Genomic DNA, 26,074 nt, shown 5'->3' on the forward strand with positions numbered 1-26,074 from the left:
TTTTCTTAATTGTTTTCTGATTTTGGTCTCAGAAGGGACCTGGTTTAAGAGCGCGATCATAGAACAAGAGAGTTAATTATTAGCTAGTTTAATTTTACTCTTGTTCCAACTGCCTTAGTATACCCATAACTTACAAAGGGGATCAACCCCGAAGCTTTGGGTTGAGCCCCTTTATTTTTTCTTGTTTTATTTTATTTTTATATTATTTTAAATAGTCAGGGTTCATTCCTCTTAATTTATTTATAATCGGCGGTAAAATTTTTATTAATGTCTTTATTTCGGCTTCTGTATTATTTTTTCCCAAACTAAAACGGATGGAATTGTGAGCGACTTCTTTTTTTATACCCATGGCCAGTAATACATGCGAAGCTTTTAAAGAGCCGGAAGCGCAGGCCGAACCGGTGGAAACCGCGATTCCTTCTAAATCCAGAGCGATTAAAATTGACTCCCCTTCCACGCCCAAAAAAGAAAAATGGGCATGCCCTGGCGTGGAATTTTCTCGGTCCGTATTTAAAATAACGTCAGGTATATTTTTCCTAATGCCGTCCACGAGCTTATCCCGCAGTTTGGCGATTTTGGCATTATTTTTTTTAACTGTTTTTTCATCCAAAAGACTAATAGCCGCCCCTAAACCTACAATCCCGGGCACATTTAACGTGCCGCTGCGCAAATTTCTTTCATGATGTCCGCCTAATTGGATTGGCTTAAGCGGAACATCATTTTTAACGAATAAGGCGCCCACGCCTTTTGGCCCGTAAATTTTATGGCCGGACAAACTTAATAAATCAACATGAAGATATTTAGTATCGCCAGGCAAAAAATTAAGGGCTTGAGTCGCGTCCGTATGAAAATAAATCGGCTGCGGTTTTTCCCCCCTGTCCTTGGTTCTGGCTTTCTTCCATTCATTTAACTTATCTTTATTTATCTTTTCTATAATTTTCCCGATTTCCCTGACAGGTTGTATTGACCCGACTTCACTGTTAACATACATCACGGAAACCAAAACCGTGTTATCTTTTACGGTTTTCCTAAATTTTTCCAAATCCACCACGCCATTGGGTTTAACCGGTAAAAATGTCACTTCCACGCCCTCTTTTTCCATTTCTAAGCAAGGCTCTAGCACCGCGTCATGCTCAATCAGGGTTGTAATAACATGCGGATTTTTAATTCCCCTCAACTTCAAGGCCTTAATAACGCCCCGCAATGCCAGATTATCGGATTCGGTCGCTCCGGAAGTAAAAATTATTTCTCCCGGATCGCAATTTAAAAAATTCGCCACCTGCTCTCTGGCTTTATCAACTCCGGCAACCGCGGCCTGGCCAAAGCTATGGATTGAAGACGGATTGCCGAATTTCTCGTTAAAATACGGTGCCATTTCTTTTAGCGCCTTTTTGTCTATTGGCGTGGTAGCGCTATGGTCAAAATATATTGACATAAATTTACAATTTTCAATTTTCAATTTTCAATGAACGATAAATTTCGTAGTTTGAAAATTAATATATTAAAAATTGTTTGAAAATTGATAATTGGTAATTGAAAATTACGCGTTAATCACTTCCTTTACCTCCGGCACTTCTTTCTTTAGCTCCGCTTCAATTCCCTGCTTTAGAGTCATCTGCGCCATAGGGCAGTGCGCGCACATGCCGACTAATTGCACCTGAACGATGCCGGTTTCCGGATACCAGCCGATAAATTTAATATCTCCGCCATCAGCCTGCAGGCTCGGCCGGACTTTCTCTAAAGCTTTTTTAATCTTTTCTTCTAAATTATTCTTTATTTGTTTTTTTACCATATTATTTATTCTACAAATTACAAATCTTTCACAAATATACAAATATAACAAAAATGTTTAAAATAGTATTTGTGAATTTGTGAAATAATTTGTGGATTTGTAATTAATTATTATTTTTTAACTTTGAATATGCTCCCGTGCCCGGGAATCACAAAATCAGCCATTTCCAAAGCTTTTTTCCGGCTTTCGGCCAATTTAACGGGATCGGAAGCGTAGGGATCATTCTCCGGGTAATTTTCTTTCCAAAAAACATCTCCGCAAATCGCCACTGTCCCCTTTTCTGTTTTGACTAAAAAAGTTATGGAATTAGAATTATGCCCGGGTGTTTTTATAATTTTTATATCTGGGCTAAAATCTTCCTGCCAGTCATCGCATTTGTTTCCGTCCCAAATCCCAAAATATTCCAAAACTTTAGCGCGGGCAAACATGCCGGTATTGCGGTAATGGTCAAGGTGGGAATGGGTTAAAAATACAAAATCTATGTCGTCCGTAGTTAAACCATCTTCCCTTAATTTTTCCCTTAGGTCATCCTGATTCCTTAAAACTCCCGGGTCCACAACTATCGTTTTCCCGTTATCTCTTATCAAGCTAATGGTCGGGCAGGTTCTTTCTTCTCCCTTTGTCTCCACTTCTTCCGCCGAGGTATAACCTCTGATTAAAATTTTTGCTTCTGCCATATTCTTATTAATTTTAAATTTTAAATTTTAAATTTTTAAACAATTTTTAAATTTATAATTTTATCTAAATTCCATAGTTGTTGTCGCTCCCTTAGTGTATGTGCTAACTTGATTTTTAACTTTTCCATTAACTATTTGGCCAGTAGATATATTTGGGATATTTAATGATTCATCTTCATAAATACAATATCCGTTAGAAAGGCAAAGCCTATCGGATATGATTTTGGCAGCTTTTAATTCATTTAAATCAAATTTAATATTCCTGTTTTGAAAGAAGTTGATTGCGCCGAGTAGTATAGCGATTATATTTGGAATAATAATTGCCGTAATCGCAATTTTTTGATTTCTTGTCAAATTCATCGCTATTTTTATATTATTTTATTATTTTATTTTTATAATTCTTTATCGCTTCATGCAAAGCTTCAACCCCCAGCATTGAACAATGGATTTTTACAGGGGGTAGGCCGCCCAAATTTTTTACAATTTTATCTTTGGTGATTTTTAGCGCCTGGTCAATGGTTTTCCCTTTCACCATATCGGTCAAAGCCGAAGAAACCGCAATCGCGGCCGCGCAACCTAAAGTTTCAAACTTAATATCTTTTATCTTATTGTCTTTAACTTTTATATAAATCTTCATTACATCTCCGCAAGTTGGATTTCCGACTTTTCCAACCGCGTCCGCGTTCTTAATCACGCCCTGGTTATGGGGATTTTTAAAATGCTTTAGTACTTTTTTTGAATAAGACATATTATAAACCATGTTACGCGTTATGCGTTTCACGTTATAAAAAATTAATAAATGTAAACCGGCGTGCCGACCGGCGTCCAGTCATAAATAAACTTGGCCGGACCGACGCCTAGGCGGATACAACCATGGGAAACCGGCGTGCCTAAGTGGTCTTCGCCCTCCTTATAGCCGCTGGGCCAAACCGGCAATTCATGAATCCCGAATTTTCCGTATTGCATGCCCAGCCAATAGGGCATCCATAAGCCATAACTTGACCAGGCTTTAGGAAATTTATTATAAATCGTAAAATGGCCCTTTGGCGTCGGCATGCTCGCTTTGCCGGTGGAAACGGAAAAAGTCCCCATTCTTACCCCGCCCAAAAAATAACTTAAAGTCTGAACGCCAGTATTTATCTCTATCCTCTTTTCCAGCTTGGCTCCGTTACCAACCAGGGGGTCAAAACCGCCTCTTATCTCTTCTCCGTCCGAATAGCCGTCGCCGTCCGTGTCCGGATTTGCCAAATCTGTTCCGAAATTCAGTTCCATCCTGTCAGACAGGCCGTCTCCGTCATAATCATTGTCTTCCAGCTTGACCGGCTCCGGATTATGGGGAGAATAGCCCGCATTTAATTCCTCCCAATCGCTATAGCCATCGCCATCAGTATCGGGATTGAACGGATCTGTTTTATAAATCTCTATTTCATCTCTGTCAGGTACGCCGTCATTGTCAGAATCCGGCAAACTATTGGCTAACGCTGGAAAAAAACTAAAAAATAAAAAATAAAATACAAAAAATAAAGATAACCAAATGTTTATTTTCTTCCCCTTGCTTGTCCGCCAAAACCTCGGCACCGGCGGGATAAAAGAGGTTGGAGGGATTTTATTTCTCATAAAGCCTTCTCGTTATGCGTTATGCGTTATGCGTTATGCGTTATGCGTTATGCGACTAAATCGCTTAGCTTAATTCCTTTTAAAGTCTTTTTTAGAGATTCCTGAACTTTAGATAAAACCAGAGCCGCTCCGCATTTACAACCGATATTACAATAAATATTACCATCTTCAGCCAAACAATGGAATAAACTCATTTTACCCTCCAAGGATTTAATAATATCAAAAACCGTGATTTTACTTGCTGGCCGGCCCAGGCGGTAGCCGCCCTTAGAGCCTTTGCCAGCTTTAACCAAACCGCCCTTTTTCAAATCGGCAAATAATCTCTCCAAATAACTCAAAGAAATATTTTCCGCTTTGGCAATATTGGGCAGGGGCAAAGGTTTTTTGTCTTTATGGCCGGCCAATCTAATCATAGCCCTCAAGCCGTAAGTTGTCCGCGTAGAAAATTTCATACATTTTTGCCCCCTTTCGGTAAGGGGGTACTAAGGGGAATTTTGCCCTCCTTCAAAAGCCTGCCTGTCCGGTAGGCAGGGAGGGGTTGGGGAAGTTAAAAAAAAGTTATAACCCCCTTAATCCCCCTTTCGAAGGGGGACACGGATTGAACGAGGTATTTAATACACACTATTTTGGTAGGTATTTATAGTTTATCATAATTAAAAAGCCTGTCAACCCCTCCGGAAAACCGGCCCGGGCGTAAAGCTAGACCGCAACAAGCCGCGGGCGTATTTCCGGCGGGGAAAAACAAAAACCCCGCCCTTTGCGAAGGGCGGGGTTTTACCGCTTTATTTCAAATATTTTGCCTTATTTCCGATATGCTCTTCGTAAGTTTTGGAAAAAACCGTTTCGCCGGTATCCGGCCGGCTCAAAAAATAATTATAATTTGTATAAATCGGATAAATCGCGGCCCTGATCGCTTTCAAGCCGGGGTTGGAAATCGGCCCGGGCGGCAATCCCCTGTTCCGGTAGGTATTGTAAGGCGAATCTATTTTTGTGTCCTCGGCCGTATACTGGGGCTTGTTAACGCCCAAAATATAAGCCAAGGTCGCGCAGGATTCAAGCGCCTGCTTATTTTTTATCCTGTCCCAGAAAATTCCGGAAACAATTTTCATATCTTCTTCCCCGCGCACTTCTTTCTCCAGCAAAGACGCCATGGTTACAATTTCATAAATGGTTTTCCCTTGCCTGGCAATTTCATCCCGCATCTCCGACGTTAGTTTTTTGCCAAAATTATCAAGCATCTTCAAAACTATGTCGTCCAAGGCCGCGTCTTTGAAAATGCGGTAAGTATCCGGGAATAAATATCCCTCCAAGCTATAATAAACCGGCTTATCGGCCAAAAAATCAAATTGGGAAGAATAATTTTTTGGCGCCGGCATTTCCTTGTTATACCGATAATCAATTTTTGGGAAACCAACCAACTCCAAGAGTTCCTCGGACTGGAACATACCTTCTCTTTCAAAATACTGGGAAATTTCCCGAATATTCCAGCCCTCAATAATTTTTATGGTTCTTTCCTTGCTCATTCCCTGCCCGCCGGTCAAAATCCCCACAATTTTCTTTATGGAAAGGGACGGATTCAAAATATAATCGCCTGCCTGCAATTTTGCCCCCAGGCCATTCTTCCAAATATAAGCCTTGAAATAAAATTCCGACTTAATCAATCCGGCTTCGGTTAAATTACCGCTTATCCGGCTTACGCTTTCCCCGGGAGAAACCGAAAATTGAATATCCTGCCCGCCCTTATCCGCGGCCGAATTTGTCCCGCGCCAATAAAAAACTCCGGCCAAAACAAACAGGATAATAATTAAAACAATTGTGTTTTTTGTAAATTTCATATGTTATAAATACTTCTCCAAGCCCTCCTCTTTCATTTTATTGATTAATTTTGTAATATTTACCACCTCGTCTTTGGGAATAACGATTAAAGCGTCCGGCGTGTTGACAACCACCATTCCGTCAACTCCCAAAACAGCCATTATTTTGTCTTTTTCCAAATTATACAATAAACTGTCGCGGACGTTAAGGGTTGTTACCCGGCCTTGGGTTACGTTAGCTTCATTGCTTTCTTCAAGCGCCTCTTTCAGGGCGTACAAAGTGCCGGGGTCGCTCCAGCCCATATCGGTTTTCAAAATTACGGCCTTGCTCAAATCAATTTTTTCCAGAATCGCTTCATCAAAATGGACAGCTTCCGCCTGCTCATAATTTCCCTTCTTTACGCTTTCATATATTTGCGGGGATAAATTTTCATACTGTTTCAGCAAAAATTCCACCGAGGTTATAAAATAGCCGGGATTCCAGGAATACTGCCCGGACTCATACATCCGCTTGCATTCTCCGATTTCCGGCCTGTACTTCCAGCCGGCAAAGCGGAAAAAGCCATTTCCTTCAATTTCTCCCGCCTTGTCTCCGATTTTCATCCAGCCCAGATTATTGTTGGCGAACCGGGGCTTCTCGGCCAGAAACACCAAACGGCCGGGGTCTTGGCTTATTAGTTTTTCTCCCAATTGCAGATTGCGGGTGAAATCTTTTTCTCTCTCCAATAAGTGGTCGGACCAAAGGATGGCTACCGGCCCGGAAAAACCCCGTTTTTCCATCTCCGTCATGGCCAAGCAGACTGCCGGACCCAAATTCCGCCGCGCCGGCTCAATTATAATATTTTCCGCGGGCAAATCGGGAATTTGCCGCCTGACAATATCCCTGTAATTTTCTACGGTCTGGATAAAAACATTGGCCAGTCCGAAAACAGGCGCCACCCGGCCCACGGCCAATTCCAATGTTGACTTGCCGGAAAAAATTCTGTCAAATTGTTTCGGCGAATTCTGCCGCGACAAGGGCCAAAGCCTGGTGCCGATGCCGCCGGCAAAAATAATCAGCTTCATAATTCTTTTTTAATCTTTAACCAGGGGCACAAAAATAAACCCCGGAAATATTTTTTTCTTAAATTTGTCTTTGCCAGTTTTGTCAACCGCCACCATATTCTGGGCTTCAAATTGCCTGCCCACCGGAATAACCAACCGGCCCCCGACTTTTAACTGCGCCAATAACGCCTCCGGAATTTCCTCGGCCGCGGCCGCCACTATAATCTTATCAAAAGGAGATAAATCGGGCAAACCTTCGCTTCCGTCTGAACAAAAAATTTGCACAATGCCCTTTTTTATAAAATCATATTTGGATACATTTTTTTCCGCCCTTTCTTCCAACTCCTTTATTCTTTCAACTCCGTAAACTTTTCCTGCCTCGCCAACAATCCGGGCCAACAAAGCGCAAGTCCAGCCCGAACCGCTCCCCACATCAAGAATTTTTTCCCCTTTTTGGGGCCGCAGCAATTCCAGCATGAAGGCCACAGTGGCCGGCTGGGAAATAGTCTGGCCAAATCCGAGAGAAATCGGCGCGTTTATTTCCGCCTCTTCTTCGCTTCCGGAAACTAAAAAATCTCTCCGCCTGACTTTTTGAAAAGCCTCTATTATGGTCGGAGTTTTTAAATAGCCGGTTTTAATCAAATCATCAACCAAAGACATAGAAATATTATAATACACGAATTAAAGAACGGCAAGGAGGAGAAAACAAAAATTCAAGCTGCTGTATTATTGGTAAAACAAGAAGAATAAATCCTAAATCCTAATTTCTTCATGCCAGAGGCAGATCAGCCTCGGGTTGAAAATCCTAAACAAATCACAATTACCAAAATCCAAATGCTCAAAACTAATGTTTTGAATTTTGATAATTTGAATTTAGGATTTGTTTAGAGTTTAGGATTTAGTGCTTAGAATTTAGAATCTAAGTTATATGTTTGAGTCATCTAAATAAAAATCTCAATTTTTTATTTTTCCATCCTTGCTTTTTTTCGCTATCTATGCTATAATAGTAATATAAGCTTAAAAAGCTTTATTTGGGGTTGACAAAAACAAAAATAAAGATAAAAATAAAAAATGCTGAATAAAAATAAAACTTCCCCTTTTTGTCGGGAAAAAACTTATTATTTAAGATATTTAGGATCTCTAACAGTAATTCTTTTAGGGATTTTTTTGTGGCCAAAAACCGCCTATCTTTCCTCTATCACTCCGGAAAAAATCATTGAACTCACCAACCGGGAAAGAACGGAAAATAATCTTGGCCCTTTGACCGTTAACGAACTCCTGGCCAAGGCGGCGGCTGAAAAAGCCCTGGCCATCCTGGCCAGCGGCCGGTTCCAGCATAATATCGGGGAGAAAAAATTTTCCGAATGGATAAAAGAAACCGGCTATAAATATTCTTATGTCGGCGAAAATTTAGCGGTTGATTTTATCACGAGCGAGGGCGTGCTGGCCGCCTGGCTGGCTTCGCCCTCCCACAAAAAAAACATTTTAAATTCTTATTACCGGGAAATCGGGGTGGCTGCCGCCCGGGGAAATTTTGACGGCCAAGATACGACTTTGGTGGTGCAAATTTTCGGCGCCCCGCCCTTGGGCGTTTCCCAACCGCGGATAGCCGGGGAAGAATTGGGAAATTACCTTATCGGCCATAATTTAAACTCCCCTCTTTTTCTCCCCTCGTCCCTGAATTCCCTTCCCGCGGAAAAATTTCTAACCTATTCCCTGGGAAATAAATCAGCTTTTTCTAATTCTTTCCTTGAAACAAATAATTATTACCAAATGGATTACTGGGAAAATAGCGGCCAAAGCCGGCTGAACAATTTTTTTGCTCGGTATAACCTGCTGAATATAATGAAATATTTTAATATCGCCTCGTCGGTCCTGCTCCTTCTTTTTGTCTTCTATCTTTATTTTCTCTGCTTTTCCGACTTGGCCAGGCTTGCTTAGATAAATCCCTCCCCTTACCGGCGGAGAAGCATTTAAATTTTACTCCTTTCAAAAACCCCGCTCTTCTCAAAGGGCGGGGTTTTTATATTTTTTAATTCTCTGCCTGCGCCGGCGCTTGTTGCATCTGCTGAATTTGCTCCGGCGTCGGCCCCATAGTCTGCGGAGCTTGCTGCCGTATCTGCTCCTGCTTTATTCTTTCTATCTCTTCAGCGCTCGGAGGGGCCTGCATCTGGCCGGACGCCTCCTGCCTTGCGGGGTCAATCTCTTTTAACTCCAACGGCGCGTTAATCTCTTTCGGCGCCAACTCCCGCCTCATTCTGTTTTCAACCTCCTCGCGATTGGGGATATCCGCCGGCAGGCTCTCTAATATTTGCTGCTCCGCCTGCTTTTTTTGGATCATAACCCCCACTTGCTCTCTTATTATCTTTTCCGCCCGCTCTCTTATTTCCGAAGTCGGCTGTCCGCCCGATGATTCAATCAAACTGCCGACATTTTCATTAAATACTTTTTCCATTTCCTGCCGGTTGATTTCTCCGCCGGCTTCCCGGCTTATTTGCTCCATAAACTTATTTTTTTCAATTTCTTTCTGCTGGCCTACAATTCTGTTTGTTATTTTCGCTTTCGCTTCCGGGCCGATCTGGTCTTTGAATTTTTCCATGCCAACGGCTTCCAATTTTTCCAAAACCGCCTGCATTTCTTCCGGATCGCTTATCTTTTCTATTCCCTCTTCAATTTTTTTCGTCTGGGCGTCTATTAAATTTTTTACCAGCCCGGGGTTAACTTTTTTCAAAGTTTCCGCCACGGACGGATATTTTTCCAGAATCTCATTATATTTATTGGCGATTTCCACCACCCGGCTCGGGTCGGCCGCTTTCTCAAAGGCCTGCGCCACCTTATCCACTTGCTCTTTGTTTATTTTTTCTATCAGCCCCGGCCTTACGCTCGCGATCAGGGATTGGGCTTCCGGCGAATCGTCAATCTGCGCCCTCAAATCAATCAGCTTCTCCAGATTTTCTTCGTTTGCCAGCCTCTCTTCCACCCTTTCCAACTGCTTTTTCACCAGAGTTTCAAATTTCAGAGCCACGCCGGCCGGCAAATTTTTTCTGATAGCCGCGATTACTTCTATGTCTTTCGGGCTGTCAGATGACAATCTTTCCAGTAATTTTTCGCTGTTCTCGGCATTGTCAACAATGTCGGAAAAAATTTCAAAAGCCTTGTTTCTCACCGCTTTCATGGTTTCTTGCTGTTCCGGCGTAAATTTCGCCTGCAACTGGTCAAGGATAACAAAACTCTTCGCGTCCGGCACTCCGTCTTTTATCAAAAAATTTATTTTGTCGTCAACGGATTCAATCTCGCTGATTTTTTCCACCGCCCGGTTCAGGGCCCTTTCCCGCGCTTGGTTCAATTCTTCCTTTACTTCGCTGTAATCCGGCAAGGCGTCTGACATTTGCTCCAAAACCCTTAATTTGTCAATGTCTCCGGAAGCGATGTCTTCCACCAATTGTCGCGAAGACGGATGGTTTATCATTTTTTTGGAAAAATTTATGGCCACCGCGTCCTTGGCTTTCCTGAATCCGGCCGCTACTTCGTCCGGCAAATTTTCGCTCTTGCCAAGCTCATCTAAAATCGCCATATGCTCAACCTGGTTGCCTTTCAGGGCTATCACGTAATTGGCAAAATCTTCACCGGTTTTGCCGTCCGCGGCCGCGGCTAATTTCTCTTCCATTCTTGCCCTTATCTTTTCCTGCGCCTGTTTCACCGCTTCGGCCGCTTGCTCCGGCAATTTGCCTTGCAGTTCGCCCAAAACTTCCAGATTTCTGAATTCTTTGAAATCCGAGCCGGCTTGATTCTGCAAAACCTCTGTTAATTTTTCCGGGTCAGGTAATTTATCTATAATTCCCGCCAAATTATCCAAAACGATCTCTTTGCTTTTATAAATTTCCTGAACAATATCCTTATCAATATCCAAAGCTAAATCTTCGTCCACGGCCATAACTTTGGCAAAAGCCGAATACTTATCCACGGCTTTGTCCATTAAATTATTATAAGCGTCCGAATCTTCCTTTATTTTCCCAAGGCTGGCCTCCGCTTTGGCTATGTCTTTTTGATATTTTATCAAGCTGTTGGTTATTTTTTTGTTCGCGCGATTATTGTCCGAAGAAGCTTCGGCTATCATGGCTTTCGCTTCCGCCAGACGCTCCGCCGCTTGTTCCATCCTTCTTTCCGCCTTGTTCTCGGCGGAAAATGCAAAGACATTGCCTAGGCCCCGCCCGATTTCTTTAAAAAAATAAAAAGGCGAAGTCGGCAATAAACTCGGCGCCTCCACGCCTAAAATTTCCGCGCTTAAGGCGTTGTCCTCCTCGGCCGCCGTTGACTCGGCCGCCGGCGCTTTTATGTCTCCGGCAAATATTTCTTCGGCCGCGACCGAATCGTCTTGGGCCAGGGCTGCGCCCAGATTTAAGGTTAAGGCCAGACTAAAAATAGCCGCCAGCCTTAAAATGGTTTTTAGTTTTGGCATAAGTTTGGGGGTTATATGTTATTTATAAGTCCTATTTGTCCCCCTTCAAAAGGGGGCTGAAGGTGGTTTAAACCTCCCCTACCCCTCCCTGCCTACCGGACAGGCAGGCTTTCGAAGGAGGGAATTATTTACTTCGCGCATCTAAATCCAATCGTTCCGCTCACCGCTATCGGAGAATTAGTCAAATCCAGGCTATAAATTCCATCTCTGCCCCGGACAAACCCGGCTAAGCTACTCTCCCGATTTTCCGGCGCTCCTACCAATATTTTACCAATCCCGTTGGCCGAGGTCAAATAATAAGGCGGGGGGAAATCAAAATCTTTTATGTCTATTTCATAATATTCCTGCCAGCTGTCTTTCTCCGGCGTGGGCACAGCCGTGGCGGAAATAATCCTGTCCGTCCATTCCCCTGTTTCTCCGGCCAGTTCATAGACTTTTTCGCCATTAGTTAGGGTAAAGGGCAGGTTCGGGTCTATCCCAGTTGATAATTGCAGGCCCGGCGTAGCTTCGTCTATATCATTGCTAGCCACTTTAATAATATTGCCAGCAATGGTTAACCACTCGTTTTCGGAAATTAAATGGTAGCCCGTGCCTAAACCTTGGCAGGCAAGACCTGCTTCACCCTGCGAAATATTATTCCATACCTGGCCATTCACATTCGTTATATTCGTTAAATTCGTTTCATTCGTGTCTGCCAGGCGAGCGATGCGAGCCGCTACGCAGAATCCCGGCATTGTCCCATACTTCGCCGAGCCCGGTACCCAAACAAAGCCCTCTTCGCAATAGCCTTCAAACGCTCCGGCCACGACCTTGCCTTCCACGCCGATATCGCCCATGGTTTCGTCAACCGCGTCTTCCAAAACCGAACCGCAGGAAGAACCGGCGCAAGCCATGATCCGGCCGTCCACGGCCAAAGTGCCGACAATGGAAACTTTGCCGCTGCCCGCAATATTCATAACGCTTACATCTTGAGTTTTGAAATCAGCAATGTCGCCCGAGCCGAACTGGTTAACCACAAACGCGGTCTGGCTGGTAGTGGTGGCGGTCACGATTTCCACGACAGGTTCTCCCCCTTCGGTCGGAACAGGGCATTGCCCTGTTCTTACGCAATTTCCCAATTTTATATTGCCATTTTCGTCAACTCCAATATTATTGATTATCGGCCAAACCTTTTCGTTCAGAGCTTTAAGGCCGGCGAGCGAAACTCCGGCTAAATCCGTAGCCCTTACTCTGGTGTCAGACGAACCTAAACCGAATAATTTATAGAAATCCTGGGCCGTCGGGCCAATATGCTTAATCGTAGAAGAGCTCATTTCATTATAGTCGTCATCATTGATAAAATTCCACTGCATTACCGGCATTATAGAGAGACGCTTTAATATTTCGTTATTATCTAGATTAACTTCCTCTCCTTCTTCATATTCAATCGCATCAATCGTAGAGCCATTTCCGGTCCAGACCGATAGTTTTACCGGCTCCAAGGCTAAATCGCCCAGAACCGTAAAATTTTCTTTTTTATTTCGGTCAGACGAGTCGGTCCAGCCCGAAGTTGTGCCATAGGTGTCGGCGTCAAGTTCAATGAGATGAGTGGGGTTAGTGGCTGATGCGCCAATGCCGACACCAGTACCGTTTATTATCATTCTTGAACCCCACGCCGAACCATTAGCTGTCCAAAATTCCATAGCTGTTTCAGTACCCCACCCTGCAGAATTTGCAGCCCACAAAGACGTTTTATAAGCCGTGTTGTCATATCCAATAACTAATCCTTTGTTAGCGCTGGCATCTCTAAAATTAGCTAAAGCATATAAATTACCATAAAAAGCTGTTCCATCCCTTTTTATATCAAGTGGGTAACTAGGAGATACCCCAATCCCGACGTTGCCACTAGGGTTAATAGTCATTGCTGTATTAGTTATTCCCAAGCCATAATTATTAGAAGTGCCAAACTCCATATATGAACCGATGGCTTCCTGTCTTACCCCTATTTGGCCGACGTTTGAATCATAGGAACTGGCAAATCCCAATAAAGCGTACTCGCTATTAGTTGTCCCGCCTCTTATTTTAAGGCCGGCGTTATGCGCTCCGGTAAAACTTGTTATTGAGGTTGTATCTTGTATGTGAAGTTTAGCCGCTGGAGATGAATGCCCGATGCCGACATTGCCGTCAGAAGTAATTCTCATCTTCTCATCGTTTATATCCACGTCGCTTAAATCATTAGTTTCGTCAAGCAGAAAAACTAAATCACCCCAGCCATAAGCAGAACCGGTTTCCCTTAAATGCGCTATGCTTGATTTTATTGGTTGGTCTGCCCCAGCATTGTAACCAGCAAATCCTATTCCGGAAAAATGTTCTTCGGATAAATAGTTTGTAATTTGCAATGGGAAAGAACTAGCTGAAGATATAGATGTCCCAGCGCTTACTTCTAACTTCGATCCTGGGCTTGCCGTCCCGATACCGACATTGCCGGATGAATCAATTCTCATTCTTTCAGCAACATTTCCAGCGCCATCCGCTGTATGAAAAGCCAATGCCCCTGAATTGATAGCGCCAGCGCCGGTTCCACGAGTCCCGATTGCTTTAATTCCGGCCGTATATAGATTAGTTCCGTCCGTATCATTCCTGACAGTATAAAACATTATCTCAACCGGACTTATAGCCTGGTTGTTTGTATTTACTAATCTCATTATCTCTCCATCAATTTGGCTACCAGTATAAGCAATAGACTTATCTATTTCAAAAGCTGGGACAGGAGAAGCCGTCCCAATCCCCACCCTCTCATTATCCGTATCAACATAAAAAGTATTGGCCTTACCAACTACTCCCACCCGCATATCTCCGTCAACGTCTAAGAGATAAGCCGGCGAGGTCGTCCCGATGCCGACGTTGCCGGAGGAATCAATAGTCATTCGCGGTGAGGCGTTATTATTAGTATAAAAATTTATGGGCGCTGACGCGCGTGTTCCCAAGAAAAGACCATTTGCAAGAGCCGAGTCAGTAACAAGCCCGCCCGAATCCTGCTTAAAGATACCAGCATCCGTCCAGTTTGTGCCCATAGTAAGAAGACGCAAACCATTTTGCGATCCATAGTCATTACGAATATTAAGTTCGGCATAAGCAGTAGCTCCTGTGTTCGGATTTGTGATTTGAACTAAATTAGCGGTATTGACAGATTTTTCCACTTCAAATGTTCCAGATGGACTTGTCGTCCCGATGCCGACGTTGCCGGAAGAATCTATACGCATTCTTTCAGAAGGAGCAACATTACTCCCCGGCGCAGTATGAAAAGTCATTTCACCTGCATGATACTCTCCAGAGGTTCTTGCTTCATGCTCTACAACAATACTTGCAGCAATTGGGTAATCATTCCCAGCACTCGGACCGCTACCGCTTGCTGCGGAGAAATGAAGTCCAGTTAGCGTATCCGCAGTTGTATTTAATTGTCTAATAACAAAACCAACATCATTAATGTTATTTGTTTCAGTGCTATCATAAGCAAATATAAAATTTTTATTTGTTCCAACTCCATTAAAATCTCCTGACATATCTGTGGTCTGGCCTGCTAAAACATCTCCATAAATATTGAGTGTTGCTGAAGGTGAAATTGTCCCAATCCCGACCCGCCCACTATTCGGGTCAACCACAAAATCAGAAGTATCAACTGCCAATCCCCCCGCGAATGTGGAAGTGGCGGAAGCGCTAGTAGCCGTGAAATACGGAGCCGAGATTGAGGACGTAGCCGCAATAGTAGAAGCCGTAATTGTCCCGTCCGCCGCGATATTGCCGGCCACGGATAATTTTTCATAGGGAGAAGTGGTGCCGATGCCGACGTTGCCGTCACCCGTTAAAGTTAATACATCTACGGGGGTTCCGGCGGTTTGGGTTCTAAATCTGATATCACCAGACGCAGAGTTCCATCTGTTGTCAATATAAGTATGTCCCGCACTACCATCAACCCAAATATCCGTACCAATATTCATAGCATCGCCGCGTCTTAATACTATACCGGCATCATAAGTCGAGGCGGAATCACTTGAAAATATTTCTAAAAATCTTGAATTACCATTAAGACTATTCCAACCTGTAGGTAAAGAAGTTCCTAAACTATTTTTGCCAATCCCCACCGCCCCCTTAGTAGCGTCAACAAATAAAGCATTAGAACTTCCTTCTTCCCCCACTCTAAAATCCCCGTCAACGTCTAAGAGATAGGCGGGAGTAGTTGTCCCGATGCCGACGTTGCCGCCGTCTTGAATCGTTACCAAATTGCCACCTTGCCCTATATCCAAATCACCCGTTGCGTCATCTGCTTCAATAAACCAAATTCCTTCATTGGGGGTACTAAGTTCTAACGTAGCCGTCCCTGTTCCCGCTGTTGTAGAAGTTATCCTGATTTCTCTCCCGCCCGTACCAGATACTTCTAATTCACGGGCAGGACTCGCAGTCCCGATACCGACGTTACCGGAATTAAGAATTGTCATGGCGGTCGTGGCTCCAGAATTTCCTACGCCAAAAATCAAGTTTGCCGAAGTTAAAGTGTTGCCGGCAACGGCGGAATTACCACGGATAGTTAAAGTCTCATCAGCCGTTATACTGCCATATAAAGTTTGGCCACCGCTTCGGCCTGCTAATAAAGCGTATTGGGTATGGTCGTCGTCCGAAAGTCCAGCCAAATTTCCGTGGTCTGCGGCTTGAGCCGGAGTAAATTGTTGGACAAAGGCGGACTGGACTTCTACGGGCGCGTCTACTCCTTGCTTAAATAAAATTCTGCCTACCAATACCCCGTGCTCATACCAGGATGTGGGAAAATTCGGAACTTCTTCAGCTTCGGCTTGGGCGATATTATTATATTGGTTTTGGGGATAAATAAGCATCAATTGGCCGTTATTGGCCGCGTCAATTTCCACAAAAACCCACCAATTGGCGTATCTGTTGGCGGTCATATTTGCCAAAACGCCCGTGCCGTTGTCATATTGGGTAACCGGATATTGGCTTAGGGCCGCGGTTCTGGTCCAGCCGCCCGCTCCGTCTTGATAAAAAGCGTAAAAAGTATCGGCCCCGGAACAATCTTTGGCGCTGATTTCAAATTCATTCAAACGCGACCAAACCGTGCCGGCGGAAAGAGTGGGATTGCGAGTGCCGGTAACGTCCAGGACCAGACCGCCGACATGGTTATCCCTGGCTGTATAACTTTCCGCCTGCAATCTTTCAATAACATTGGTCAGGCCGTCCCCCACCCACCAGGAATTATTCAGGATATACAAGTCGCCTGACTGGTTGATAACCGAACCCAGAGGAAATTCCGTGTCATAATCCCAGATATTATTGTCTTGCGCGACAATTCTCGGCGAACCGGAATTATACTCAACGCCGATATATTTAACAACATTTGCCGGAACAGATATGGAAGAAGAAGCCGTCCAGTCAAAAAATTTAACTTGAGAAGTATCGTCGTCCGCTATCCTAATAACACCGGTGCCGGCAGCAACATTAATTGTTTCCGAACCCGCGTCAATAATCGTTCCGCCAGATATCCGACCAGCTGAAGTGAATAATTTAAAAAAATCATTGACAGAAGAATAAGTAGCCGCGCCCAATTTCATATCAGGAATAATTAAATCATTAACCGTAAGATTACCGGTAACCGTTGAACTTGCTTGAGAAACAAAACCTCCGGCAAAAGTAGAAGCGTTTGCAAGGCTGGTCGCCGTAAAATACGGAGCCGAGATTGAAGAAGTAGCGGTGAAAGTAGAACCCATAAATCCGCCATAAGCCGTGATTGAGCCGTCTGATGTGATATTGCCGGCGACGGATAATTTTTCGTAAGGAGACGTGGTGCCGATCCCGACGTTGCCGCTATTTGTTATTCTTAACCTTTCCAAAGGGGATGCACTATCAATTGGCGTTGTCTCAAAAGTTATTTTGGTGGGAAGACTTGTGACTGACCAACTTCCATCCGACTTTATGCTTATTTGCCCTTTTTGCGCCACCCAACTACTTCCGTCATAACCGCCGCCGGCCAAAGCCACTAAAACATTATCGGAGGGAGTAACCAAGGGGGAAGCCATGGTGCCGGAACTTCTTTCTCCATAGAAAAAAGTGCCATAAGCATTAGCTCTGGCGTGTATTCCGGCCGAACCACCTTCCGTATTATAAATATCTAAATTATATCGCGGCGCCGCCGTTCCAATCCCCACATTTCCAGTCTGCCAATCATAAACCAATCCGCTTGTTTCAACCGCCAGCCCGCCGGCAAAGGTTGAAGTGGCTGAAGCGTCGGTGGCGGTAAAGTATGGAGCCGAAATTGAAGAAGTGGCGGTGATGGTAGAAGCTGTGATTGTTCCGTCCGCCGCGATATTGCCGGCTACGGATAATTTAGCGTAGGGCGAGGTGGTACCGATGCCGACAGAGCCGGGGCCAAGATACGCGTCGCCGGCGTTAACGTAAATTCCCCAATTTTTTGTTCCGCCGCTGGCGTCAAAATAACCGGCGTAGGAATTATCAATCGTCCCGGCTGATTTGCCGGAAATAAATTGTCCGCCGTAAGAATTCGTGATCGTGCCGCCGACTAAATTCCAGGATTCAAAATAACCGCCCACGCTTTCGCCCACTATTCCCGTATTTTGGTTGGAAGCGCTGAAATATCCGCCTTTTATTCCGCCGGTGATGTTGCCGGTCCCTAAATGCTTAACCTCTGTGATTATTCCAAGTAAGGCGTCGATGTTTGAAAAATTTACCGCTGATGAAGAATCTGTTGATAAGTCGGATTTAAGAATCCTATAGCTGGCCGAGGAATCAATGCCCGGATTAGCTTTCATCGCCGCCAACATATTCATAATCACGCCGGTTGATGAGGTAGAAACATCGGAAACATAAAAAGTGGGAATAAAAGAAGTCGGGATTACCGAAGAGCTGGTTATGTCCAGGGCAAATCTGGGATTGGCCATTCCGATTCCCACGTTTCCTTCTTTGTCCACGATGAAATTGGTGGCGGTTGAAGAACCGATGGCAAAAGCGTCAACCCCGGCCGGAGCATTGACCGAGAGCAGGGCGTAGGGAGTGGTCGTGCCGATACCGACATAACCGCCGTCCAAAACCGCGAAAACTTTGTTGGCTCCGTCATAAAGGTTGATTATATCCCCGGCGCCGTTCTGGGTCACGGTCAAGGCCGGTTCAACGGAGGAAGCGGTTATGGAAGTAAGGCCGCTGATCGTAGTGGTGCCGGTTAAGGTGGTGGCGCCGGCGCTGGTTATAGCTCCGGTTAAATCAAGCGCGCCGGTGATAGTGGTGGCGCCGGCAAGGGTGATAATGCCGCTGCTGGTATTGACTACAAAATTGCTGGTCGCGCCGTCCCCGACTGAAAAAGCGGCCGCCGAAGCCTTGCTGATGTCAAAATTGCCAATAACATAATTATTATCCCCGAGAAAATGAGCGTCTCCGGATGAGATTAAACCGCCCTCGCCCGCGGAAACGCTATTGCCGGAAAGGAAACCGCTTACGCCCAAACTGCTGAAATGGGCATAGCCGGCGGAAAACGTGCCGGTAATATCCAAATTGCTCAGGATAGACTGCGAGCCGCGGATTGTCTGGGATCCGCCGATCACGCTGTCGCCGGAAACGGACAAAACTTTTGCCGACAAATTATTGCCGACGGTTAAGTCATTAATAATGCTGGCGTCCAAAGCCGACATAGCCGCGGTAACAATCAAATTATCGTCTATTTTCAAATCTCCCTGGCTGTTGTATATCCCTCCGATTAAATCAGAGCCTCCCAAAACGGTAAGCCGGTCGTCAAACCGGGCCGGGCCGCCGACAGCCAAATCGCCATCCAATTCAGAGTTTCCCAAAACGCCCAAATCGCCGGTTATCTTAACCGGACCGATAACCTTGCCCAAAGCAAATGTCTCGGGCGAGGAAATATATTTTGTTTCAACGGTTTTGGTAACCACGGTTTGGGTGATTTTTTCCCGCTCCGCTTCCGCCTGCCCCGAATCCGCCAAAGAAGCCGAAGGGGTTTGCGCTTCCTCCGCGTAGGACCGCATCAAATCCGCGTTAGCCCTTATCAAAGCGTAACGCTCCTTCAAAGGATCCGGAATTATAAAATCTACAAATCTGGCGTAGAGATCGGATAAAGACCAGGCGGAACGGGAGGCTTCTTTCAAAAAGTTGGATTTGCTGGCTTCGGCATAATCCCTTGCCCTTTCATTCGCCCCGATAAGTTCTTTGCCCAATTGCGCCAGGCTTTCCCCGCCGGATTCGGACACGCCCCTAACCCGTCCGGAAGCGGCTATGGTCAAGTCGGCCGCTTCTCTGCCCAGTTCAAAAGATAAATTTCTCTGCGCCCGGGCCAAATGATTCAGAGCGAAAAAAATTGAGTCTTTGGCCGCCTCGCCCGCTCCGAAAGCGAGGGAGCGGACATTGGCGAGAACCGGCCAGCCGGCGGCCTCGCTTATACCGGCCACTCGGCCCGCCCCGTCTTCCGTGGGGACGGACGCTTTTTTCGCCAAAAAGTAAACAGCTTTTTTGGCGCTGATTAAAGCTTCTTGCCTCCCCTTGGCGGAAAGATCCAAAATCTTATTGGCCAAATCGGCGAAAGACGCGCCGGCGCCGGGAACAAAACAAAGAAAACAAAAAGCAACTATGGTTAAGACGAAACCGATAGCTGTTTTTTTGGCCCGCGAAGAAACGAAATTAAATTTTCGAAAAGAATGTTTAAATTCTAATGGCCGGATATGGCTTTTTATTTCACCTATTTCTTTTTCCGCTTCCCTCGCCTCCTTCCGCCAATCTCTTTCAGCCGCCTCCAATTCGGGGAGTTGGTCTTTCTCCGGAAATATCCAATCCAATTTTTTCCCTTCGGGTTTTAGAGCAACCGAAGGAAAAATCGGCTCCGGTTTTTTAAAAATTTTTTCTTGGCTTTTAATTTTTTCTTTTCCCGCCTTTCCCTTTTTATATTTTTTGTTTTTGCCGTCCTCGGCCAAATATTCTTCTAACCAATCCTGCCTTGAAAACCAAATCCTGCCTATTTTTTTTGCCTTGAGTTTTTTCCTGTTAATCAGGGTATTCAAATAGTCGCGGGAGATGCCGTATTTTTTCGCCAAATCAGCAAGAGGCAAATCCTCTCCGCCATCGTCTTTTTTGTGCTTCTTGTTCTTGCCGTCCTCGGCCAAATATTCTTCTAACCAATCCTGCCTTGAAAACCAAATCCTGCCTATTTTTTTTGCCTTGAGTTTTTTCCTGTTAATCAGGGTATTCAAATAGTCGCGGGAGATGCCGTATTTTTTCGCCAAATCAGACAAGGGGGAATATTTTTCTATTCCTTCTTGGCTCTTTTTGTCTATTTGGTTGGTTATATTTTCCCCCTCTTTCACTTTATCTTTATATTAATTGATTAATTAATTGATTGGCTGGAATTTTACAATTGATTGGATTGCCAATCAATTGTTAAAACGCCTTTATATTATAACATTTTTTATAATTTCCCCCAAAACTTTTTTAGCGGTTTCTATGGGGGAAAAAACAACCAAACAAGAAGAAAATTTAAAAAGTAGCGGGTTATCCACATTTATAGTTTGGACAAATAAAATCCCGTCTGATTTATCCACTTCCTTTATCTGCCTTCTCTGCATAAAAAAACAGAGACGCAAAATTTTGCGTCCCTGTTTTATATGTTATTTTTACCTGTCCCGCCCTTCGAGAAGAGCGGGATTATTTTAATTACATCATCCCCATGCCGTTGCCCATGCCGCCGGGCAAATTGTTTTCTTTGCCTTTCTCCTCCGGCTTCTCGGCGATTACGGCCTCAATAGTCAAAAACATTATGGCGGCCGAAGCGGCGTTCTCCAAGGCGCTGCGAACAACCTTGGTCGGGTCAACGATGCCGGCGCTGATCATATCTTCAAATTTTCCGGTCGCGGCGTTGTAGCCGATATTTTTGTTTCCTTTCTTATTCTCTCTGATTATATTAAAAAGAATCAAAGAACCGTCTTTGCCCGAGTTGGCGGCAATCTGCTTTATCGGCTCCAAGATGGCGCTGTCAACAATTTTGACTTCCAGCCCGTCCTCTTTTTTGTCGGTAAGCTCTTCAAAAGCGTCTCCGGCCAAAGCCAAGGCCAATCCCCCGCCCGGAACAATGCCCTCGGCCTGCGCGGCGCGAGTGGCGTTCAAAGCGTCTTCAATCCGATCCTTTTTTTCTTTCATCTCCGTTTCCGTGGCCGCTCCGACTTTGATCACGGCGACTCCGCCGGAAAGTTTTGCCAGCCGCTCCTGCAATTTTTCTTTGTCAAAATCGGAATCGGATATTTCAACTTCTTTCTTTATCTGCTCCACCCTTTCTTTTATTTTTTCCGGCTTGCCCTTGCCTTCGACAACCGTGGTTTTTTCTTTGGTCGCCACGACTTTGCGGGCCTGGCCCAAATCGTCAATGCCGGCGTTTTCCAATTTCAATCCGACTTCTTCCGAAATCAATTTGCCGCCGGTCAATATAGCTATGTCTTCAAGCATGGATTTGCGCCTGTCGCCAAAGCCCGGGGCCTTGACTCCCAAAACATTGAAAGTCCCTCTCAACTTATTAACCACAAAAGTGGCCAAAGCTTCCCCTTCAATTTCTTCGGCGATAATCACCAAGTCTTTCTTGCCGGACTGGGCTAATTTTTCCAAGAGCGGCAAAATGTCGGCCAGAGCGGAAATTTTTTTGTCCGTGATCAAAATATAGGGGTCTTCAAACTCCGCCTGCATCTTGTCCGGATTGGTTATCATGTAAGGGGAAACATAGCCCTTGTCAAATTCCATGCCTTCCACCACTTCTTTTTCCACGCCGAAATGCTGGCCTTCTTCAACCGTAATAACCCCGTCTTTGCCGACCACATCCATGGCTTCGGCGATTATTTGCCCGATTTCCTTGTCATTGGCCGAAATTGAGGCTACCTGGGCAATCTCCTCTTTGGTGGAAATGGATTTGCTCATTTCTTTTAGTTTGGCCACAATAGAGGAAACTTTGCCCTCAATCGCCTGCCTGATTTCCACCGGGCTTACGCCGGCCGAAACCAGTTTCAGGCCTTCGTTTATCATGGCCTGGGCCAGAATAGTGGCCGTAGTCGTGCCGTCCCCGGCCGCTTCGTTCGTTTTTGAAGCCACTTCCTTTATGATTTCCGCTCCCATATTTTCCACCTTGTCTTCCAGCTCAATCTCTTTGGCCACGGTTACCCCGTCTTTGGAAACTTGGGGCGCGCCATAGCTTTTGTCAATCACGACATTCCGGCCGCGCGGACCAAGAGTAACTTTAACGGTATTGGCCAATTTATCAACGCCTCTTTTTAAAGCCGCCCTCCCTTTTTCATTGAAAATAATTTGTTTAGCCATACGTATAAATGTAAAATGAAAAATTAATAATGAATAATTTTAGTTCCTCCATTATTCATTTTCCATTATTAATTATTAATTATCGCGATTATATCGTTTTCACTAATAACCAAATACTCTTCTCCGTCCACCTTTATTTCATCCGGAGAATATTTTTTAAATACAATTTTGTCTCCGACTTTTACGGACATCGGCGCCCGCTGGCCGTTATCCAATAGCTTTCCCTCGCCCACAGCCAAAACTTCTCCTTTCTCCGGCTTTTCCTTGTCCACCGTATCGGGCAGAACTATGCCGGATTTAGTTGTCTCATTTTCCGCAATCGGCTTAATAATAACATTGTCATGGATTGGTTTTAATTTCATACTTTACTCTTGTAACGCATAACTCATAACGCATAACTCAAAAAGTTATGGATATGATTATGGTATATAAATTATAAAGGTTATTAACTTACTAACTGATTAGCACTTTAGACCCGAGAGTGCTAAATCTCATAAGTATCTTATCACTTTTTTTTAGTTTGTCAAGAGGCGAAGAAAACATACAAAAAACGATCCCGAAACCTCGGGACCGTTTTTTATCCCAAAAATCTTAAAAATCTTAAGAATCTCAAAAATCCCGCCAAAAATTATCTTTTTAAATTTTTCCATCTTCTAACCGCTTTGGTTCTGGCCAATTCTTTCTCCAATTGGGCGGTAATGGCGGCAAAATTTTCCGCGTCTTCCTGCCTGGTTTCATCTTTTATTTTTTCCGCCCTGGCCCGGGCTTCTTCGGCTCTTATTAAGTCAAGCTCCTGCGCCCTTTCCGCCGTATCGGCCAAAATTACGACTTTATTCTTCAAAACTTCAATAAAACCGCCGGAAACGGACATAACTTCTGTCTCCCCGTTTTCTTTTTCCAATTCAATCACGCCCGGCTTTAAAACCGAAACTAAGGGCATATGATTGGGCAGAACCGTAATTTCCCCGGACCGGGTCGGAACCGTTACCTGGCGAATATTTTCTTTCAAAACCACTCTCTCCGGAGTTACCACTTCAAATTTAATTGTTTTATCGCTCTCGTACATAAATATAATCCTAATTAATCCGAATGACATCCGAATGCTCCGAATTAACTGTTATTTTTTAAACATTGAGGCATTTAATACTCTTTTTGGTTTTATCGAAACTTGCCTAAAATTTACTATTATTCCCAATTCTTTATTGGCCGACACTAAATAACGCTGAATCTGAAAATAATCGTCTTTCGTTATTATAGTTTCGGTTTTAAACTCAATTATAATTTTATTATCAATTATAAAATCAATAACATTTCTTCTTTTTCTTTCCCCGTCAAATAACGATGGCAAAACGTATTCCCTTAAATATCCAATACCCTCTTCCTTTAACAACTTTTCAAAATAATCTGCGTATTGTTTCTTATTTCTATATCTTCCTAAATTATTATGGGTTTCAAAAAATAACTTGTTCAACTTATATGATAATTCCGGATATAGTATATTTTTATTTTTTAACATATTCCCTCCAAAAAATACATTAATAAAATATTCGGGGCATTCGCCTGCCTGCCGGCAAGGCAGGGATAAATTCGTCCCGCCACTTTATTAAATTATTTGCCCACGGCCCCGCTCTAGCGGAGCCTCGCCTTTGGCCACCGCATTTTGCGGGGTCACGCCAAAGGCGACGACGGGGCGTGGCAAGGCGGTGATAGATTCGGATTATTTACTCACTTCTTCAATCCCGCCACACATATAGAAATCGCCTTCGTTTTTGTCATCATGCTTGCCGGAAAGTATTTCCTCAAAGCCGCGGATAGTATCCTCCAATTTCACGTATTTGCCCGGCCGACCGGTAAAAGTCTCGGCCACATGAAAAGGCTGGGACAGGAATCTCTGAATTTTTCTAGCCCTAACCACGGATAATTTGTCTTCATCGGACAATTCTTCCATGCCGAGAATGGCGATAATATCCTGCAGGTCTTTATATCTTTGCAAAACTTTCTGCACGCCGCGAGCGACATTGTAATGCTTCTCTCCGACTATCTTTGGGTCAAGAATGGTGGAAGAAGAGTCAAGCGGATCAACCGCCGGATAAATCCCCAATTCCGTCAAACTTCTGGAAAGCACCACGGTGGAATCAAGATGCCCGAAAGTCGTGGCCGGCGCCGGGTCGGTTAAGTCATCGGCCGGCACATAAATCGCCTGAATGGAAGTAATTGAGCCCTTGTTCGTGGAAGTAATCCTTTCCTGCAACTCGCCCATTTCCGTGGCCAAGGTAGGCTGGTAGCCGACCGCGGATGGCATCCGGCCAAGCAGGGTGGAAACTTCCGAGCCGGCCTGCGTGAATCTAAAAATATTGTCTATAAAGAAAAGCACATCCTGGCCTTTTTCATCGCGGAAATATTCGGCGATTGACAAGCCGGTCAAAGCCACGCGGGCGCGGCAACCCGGCGGTTCATTCATCTGGCCGAAAACCATGGCCAATTTATCAAGGACTTTCGCTTCTTTCATTTCACGATAAAGGTCATTGCCTTCTCGGCTTCTTTCCCCGACTCCGGCAAAAACAGAATAGCCGCCATGGGCTTTGGCGATGTTGTTTATAAATTCCTGGATAACCACGGTCTTGCCGACGCCGGCGCCGCCGAACATTCCGACCTTGCCGCCTTTGGCGATCGGGCAGATCAAGTCAATAACCTTAATGCCGGTTTCCAGAATTTCCGTGTTGGTTGACTGGTCGGTAAAGGCCGGGGCCGGGCGATGAATTTCGTATTTTTCGCCGGTATTTACTTCCTGGCCTCCGTCAACCGGTTCGCCCAGAACGTTAAAGATTCGGCCCAAAGTTTCCTCTCCGACCGGCACGCTAATGCCCCTGCCGGTATTTACTACCTCATCTCCCCTTTTCAAGCCGTCGGTTGAACCCATAGCTACAGCCCGGACCACATTAAAGCCGATATGCTGCTCTACTTCCAAAACCAATTTTTTTTCGCTTGGCAATTTAACTTCCAGAGCCGTGTAAATTTCCGGCAGATTATCCTCAAAATGGATATCAACTACCGCGCCGATAATCTGCTTGATCGTTCCTAATTGTGATTTTTTTTCTATCATATTCTTAGATAAATTTAAAAATAAAAAATAAAATATAAAAAATGACGCAATCTATTTTTGATTTTCTATTTTTTATCTTTAATTTTTTAGGGTATACCTAGTCAAGTGGAACAGAGCTAATTGATTTTTGCAGATAGGTTAGCGGAGAATCAAAGATTTCCGGGTGGCTAAATCTTACTGAAAATTCAGCCACGTATTCTGGCAGATATTCTG

The 26,074-nt window shown here is 44.5% G+C and carries 19 protein-coding genes; 1 reads left to right on the forward strand and 18 read right to left on the reverse strand.

What is annotated here, in order from left to right:
• Positions 1-202: 202 nt before the first annotated feature.
• The 10 genes from PHQ42_01960 to pcm form a co-directional block, all read right to left on the reverse strand.
• Entirely contained in the window at positions 203-1,435 is a 1,233-nt protein-coding gene (locus PHQ42_01960) for a cysteine desulfurase family protein (GenBank protein MDD5071480.1), read from the reverse strand.
• 105 nt (positions 1,436-1,540) lie between these two features.
• Positions 1,541-1,792 carry a NifU family protein gene (locus PHQ42_01965; GenBank protein MDD5071481.1) on the reverse strand — a complete coding sequence of 84 codons (252 nt, stop codon included), beginning with the start codon at positions 1,790-1,792 and terminating at the stop codon, positions 1,541-1,543.
• 110 nt (positions 1,793-1,902) lie between these two features.
• Positions 1,903-2,469, reverse strand: a complete 567-nt coding sequence (locus tag PHQ42_01970) for an MBL fold metallo-hydrolase (GenBank protein MDD5071482.1) — start codon at positions 2,467-2,469, stop codon at positions 1,903-1,905.
• Positions 2,470-2,529: 60 nt separating this feature from the next.
• On the reverse strand, positions 2,530-2,823 hold the full coding sequence (locus PHQ42_01975) for a hypothetical protein (GenBank protein MDD5071483.1): 294 nt from the start codon (positions 2,821-2,823) through the stop codon (positions 2,530-2,532).
• Between the two features lie 19 nt (positions 2,824-2,842).
• Positions 2,843-3,217, reverse strand: a complete 375-nt coding sequence (locus tag PHQ42_01980; protein MDD5071484.1) for an iron-sulfur cluster assembly scaffold protein — start codon at positions 3,215-3,217, stop codon at positions 2,843-2,845.
• 44 nt (positions 3,218-3,261) lie between these two features.
• On the reverse strand, positions 3,262-4,086 hold the full coding sequence (locus PHQ42_01985) for a L,D-transpeptidase family protein (protein MDD5071485.1): 825 nt from the start codon (positions 4,084-4,086) through the stop codon (positions 3,262-3,264).
• A gap of 47 nt (positions 4,087-4,133) precedes the next feature.
• Positions 4,134-4,538: an Rrf2 family transcriptional regulator gene (locus PHQ42_01990; GenBank protein MDD5071486.1), complete on the reverse strand. Its 405-nt coding sequence runs from the start codon at positions 4,536-4,538 to the stop codon at positions 4,134-4,136.
• Between the two features lie 330 nt (positions 4,539-4,868).
• Complete coding sequence (mltG, locus tag PHQ42_01995) at positions 4,869-5,921, reverse strand: endolytic transglycosylase MltG (GenBank protein MDD5071487.1); 1,053 nt, start codon at positions 5,919-5,921, stop codon at positions 4,869-4,871.
• Positions 5,922-5,924: 3 nt separating this feature from the next.
• Positions 5,925-6,965: a sugar phosphate nucleotidyltransferase gene (locus PHQ42_02000; protein ID MDD5071488.1), complete on the reverse strand. Its 1,041-nt coding sequence runs from the start codon at positions 6,963-6,965 to the stop codon at positions 5,925-5,927.
• A 9-nt stretch (positions 6,966-6,974) separates the two neighbouring features.
• Positions 6,975-7,604 (reverse strand): protein-L-isoaspartate O-methyltransferase, encoded by a 630-nt coding sequence (pcm, locus tag PHQ42_02005; protein MDD5071489.1) that lies wholly within the window; start codon positions 7,602-7,604, stop codon positions 6,975-6,977.
• Positions 7,605-8,015: 411 nt separating this feature from the next.
• Between pcm and PHQ42_02010 the strand changes: the two genes are divergently transcribed.
• Positions 8,016-8,885, forward strand: a complete 870-nt coding sequence (locus tag PHQ42_02010; protein ID MDD5071490.1) for a CAP domain-containing protein — start codon at positions 8,016-8,018, stop codon at positions 8,883-8,885.
• A gap of 91 nt (positions 8,886-8,976) precedes the next feature.
• On the opposite strand, the gene PHQ42_02015 is transcribed toward PHQ42_02010, so the two are convergent.
• The 8 genes from PHQ42_02015 to atpD all read right to left on the reverse strand — a co-directional run bounded on the left by PHQ42_02015 (position 8,977) and on the right by atpD (position 25,861).
• Positions 8,977-11,403: a DUF5667 domain-containing protein gene (locus PHQ42_02015; GenBank protein MDD5071491.1), complete on the reverse strand. Its 2,427-nt coding sequence runs from the start codon at positions 11,401-11,403 to the stop codon at positions 8,977-8,979.
• 128 nt (positions 11,404-11,531) lie between these two features.
• The gene (locus PHQ42_02020) at positions 11,532-20,768 is read right to left on the reverse strand and encodes a helix-turn-helix domain-containing protein (protein ID MDD5071492.1); all 9,237 of its coding nucleotides are present in this window, start codon (positions 20,766-20,768) and stop codon (positions 11,532-11,534) included.
• Between the two features lie 84 nt (positions 20,769-20,852).
• On the reverse strand, positions 20,853-21,026 hold the full coding sequence (locus tag PHQ42_02025) for a hypothetical protein (protein MDD5071493.1): 174 nt from the start codon (positions 21,024-21,026) through the stop codon (positions 20,853-20,855).
• A gap of 88 nt (positions 21,027-21,114) precedes the next feature.
• Positions 21,115-22,758 carry a chaperonin GroEL gene (gene groL / locus PHQ42_02030; protein MDD5071494.1) on the reverse strand — a complete coding sequence of 548 codons (1,644 nt, stop codon included), beginning with the start codon at positions 22,756-22,758 and terminating at the stop codon, positions 21,115-21,117.
• A 68-nt stretch (positions 22,759-22,826) separates the two neighbouring features.
• The gene (gene groES / locus PHQ42_02035) at positions 22,827-23,120 is read right to left on the reverse strand and encodes a co-chaperone GroES (protein ID MDD5071495.1); all 294 of its coding nucleotides are present in this window, start codon (positions 23,118-23,120) and stop codon (positions 22,827-22,829) included.
• 266 nt (positions 23,121-23,386) lie between these two features.
• Positions 23,387-23,824, reverse strand: a complete 438-nt coding sequence (gene atpC / locus PHQ42_02040) for an ATP synthase F1 subunit epsilon (protein MDD5071496.1) — start codon at positions 23,822-23,824, stop codon at positions 23,387-23,389.
• Between the two features lie 51 nt (positions 23,825-23,875).
• The gene (locus PHQ42_02045; protein ID MDD5071497.1) at positions 23,876-24,274 is read right to left on the reverse strand and encodes a GxxExxY protein; all 399 of its coding nucleotides are present in this window, start codon (positions 24,272-24,274) and stop codon (positions 23,876-23,878) included.
• 201 nt (positions 24,275-24,475) lie between these two features.
• Positions 24,476-25,861 (reverse strand): F0F1 ATP synthase subunit beta, encoded by a 1,386-nt coding sequence (atpD, locus tag PHQ42_02050; GenBank protein ID MDD5071498.1) that lies wholly within the window; start codon positions 25,859-25,861, stop codon positions 24,476-24,478.
• Between the last annotated feature and the right edge of the window lie 213 nt (positions 25,862-26,074).

This window comes from Patescibacteria group bacterium (genome assembly GCA_028711655.1).
GTDB lineage: Bacteria > Patescibacteriota > Patescibacteriia > Patescibacteriales > JAQTRU01 > JAQTRU01.